A 2,452-nucleotide genomic window follows, 5' to 3' on the forward strand; every position below is an offset into this window, starting at 1 on the left:
ATGAATTTTGCACCACTATGCTTGGCTTTTTGAAGGAAGACGTTCCCAAAAACTGGGGCGGTTTATGCGACGATGTATCAGATAATTTCCGCATCATATCGCCCAAGGGGTTTCGGGTTCTGACGTGAACGGGGTATACATCCCTAACTTGTCGGCGATGCGGTGCCACGTCATGACCGCCGGCATGAACCAGGGGTGCCCCCCATAAAGCGGGCGACCCTCGAAGGGCAAATTATCGAACGCCGTCTCGGCCCCGGACTTACTGAGTATTTTCAGCCCCAGTTTGTTGCCAAAGTAGGTTGAACGCGCGACCCCTGACCCACAGTAGCCCATGGCATAAAACATCCCGTCCTGTTTTCCACCACCGAATTGACCGATATGGGGGGCGTGATCAAATGTATAGGCGACAAGACCCGACCAGACATGGTCGGTGGCGACGTCCGCCAATTGCGGATAAATCTCGAGCATGAAGGAGCGCAGCGTGCGCAGGTTGGCGGCGGGAACGTCCTTGAAGCGCGCCGCCCGTCCGCCAAACAAAATCCGGCTGCCGTCTGGTGACGGGCGGTAGTAAGCGACGACCCGGCGACTGTCCCCGTAAACCCGGCCCTTTGGCATCAATTGCTTCATCAATGCCGGGTCCAGGGGCTCCGTTGCGATCATGGAACTGCGTAACGGGATCACCCGGCGTCGCAACTCCTGGGTTACAGGACCCGTATAGCCGTTCGTACAGACGGCCACTTGCCCGACCTTGATATCTCCGCGTGCTGACTTAAGGATATACCCGGCGGTGGTTTTTTCGATTTGCGTAACCGCTGTTTCCGCCGCGATCATAACACCGGCTTCGCGAACCCGCCTGACCAGTCCGTCATGATATTTGGCCGGGTGCAAGCCGCCATCCCGATCAAGGACAATACCGCCATGAAAGCGCGGCGAGCCGGACTCCTCATGTTGATCGGCTTTTGCCACCAACGCGCCCTCCACACCAATTGATTCTTGCAAAATTTCCAGTTCCCGGGCCATAGCGTCGAAATGATCAGGTCTCAACGCGCCACGGAACCGCCCGGTACGTTTGAACTCTGCATCAATACCTTCAGTCGTGATAAAATTTTCCAGATAATCGACGAAACCGATGCTTTCGCGAAGGATGGCGTCAGCGCGGGCCACCCCGAATTTATTCTTCAATCCGGCAATACCCAGTTTGTGAAAGCTGGGACCGACCATGCCGCCGTTGCGGGTGCTGGCTCCGCAGCCCATTTCCCCGGCCTCGTAAAGCATTACCGAAGCGCCGCCCCGGGCAAGAACAAGGGCCGCGCAAAGGCCGGTGTAGCCACCGCCGATAACAGCGACATCAACCGAACCCGGAATTTCTATCATCTCACAAGGCTTTGGCGGCGCATCTTCCCACCAATAAGGCGTCATTTTCATGGCGATTTCCTGCCCCTACCTGTTCGGTTCGTGTATTGCATTTCTACGTAATGGTATATACATGACAGAGAGTGTAGATATAGTGACAATATAACATCCCTGCTCAAGAAGGTTAAAGATGTCTAAGACCATTTTGATTGTTGAAGATAATGAACTGAATATGCGGCTGTTCACGGACCTTCTGCAAGCCCATGACTACAACACGATACAATCGGTAGATGGCTCGGACGCCGTTGATCTGGCCCGCGAAAAATTGCCCGATCTGATCGTTATGGATATTCAGTTGCCGGGGCTGTCGGGTGTTGATATCACCAAAATACTGAAGGCCGATGAAAACCTGAAACATATCCCGGTTATTGCAGTTACCGCTTTCGCCATGAAAGGGGATCAGGAAAAAATTATGGAGGCCGGTTTTTCAGCCTACATTGCCAAACCAGTCTCGGTTCCCAGTTTCCTGGAAAATGTCGCCCAATTTCTTGACTAAATATGAATTCTAAAAATGCCAATCTTGCCCTGTTGCTTGGGCTTTCATTTTTATGGTTTTTTTTAGGTATCGGGGCAACCGTCGTTTTCTCATTAGCCCTGGGCTACTACGGTGATGCGGGCGATCAAACGACACCGATGATGATCGTTTCCCTGATTTCCCTTATCGCCGTGCCAATGCTCTGCGCCCATACGCTGGTCCATGGATGGCGACGCTTTGCCGCCACAAACTATTCGGGAATTATCAAGGTGGCGTTGCTGCCAATCCCCTTTATCGGTATCGCCGTCGTTATTTTTCGATACGCCTGGCCATGAACAAAGGGTTTTATATTTTATATTTATTAAGGCCTGCCAACGCTACATATAGCCTGAACGTACGTTTTGGTTAGCGATTAACGAATGAATATACTCCACTCGAACCGGCGATGGGTTTGTGTCGGCATGGCCGCTGCTTTTGCGGTTGTGCTTTCTGTTGGCAGTTCTTCGGCTGAGACCCTTTCGGAATTGCTGCCGGATTTTCTCGACAATCATAATCTGTCCAAGG

Annotated in this window: 4 protein-coding genes; 3 read left to right on the forward strand and 1 reads right to left on the reverse strand. The window is 52.4% G+C overall.

Features of this window, described 5'->3' with window-relative positions:
• Positions 1–93: 93 nt before the first annotated feature.
• Positions 94–1,425: an FAD-binding oxidoreductase gene (locus HOL66_12565; GenBank protein MBT5245064.1), complete on the reverse strand. Its 1,332-nt coding sequence runs from the start codon at positions 1,423–1,425 to the stop codon at positions 94–96.
• Positions 1,426–1,543: 118 nt separating this feature from the next.
• On the opposite strand from HOL66_12565, the gene HOL66_12570 reads away from it, so the two are divergent.
• The 3 genes from HOL66_12570 to HOL66_12580 form a co-directional block, all read left to right on the forward strand.
• Complete coding sequence (locus HOL66_12570) at positions 1,544–1,909, forward strand: response regulator (protein MBT5245065.1); 366 nt, start codon at positions 1,544–1,546, stop codon at positions 1,907–1,909.
• 2 nt (positions 1,910–1,911) lie between these two features.
• Positions 1,912–2,223: a hypothetical protein gene (locus HOL66_12575; protein MBT5245066.1), complete on the forward strand. Its 312-nt coding sequence runs from the start codon at positions 1,912–1,914 to the stop codon at positions 2,221–2,223.
• A gap of 84 nt (positions 2,224–2,307) precedes the next feature.
• Positions 2,308–2,452: hypothetical protein (locus HOL66_12580; protein MBT5245067.1), on the forward strand; the 145-nt coding region annotated here is incomplete at its 3' end.

This window comes from Rhodospirillaceae bacterium (assembly GCA_018662005.1).
GTDB lineage: Bacteria > Pseudomonadota > Alphaproteobacteria > Rhodospirillales > JABHCV01 > JACNJU01.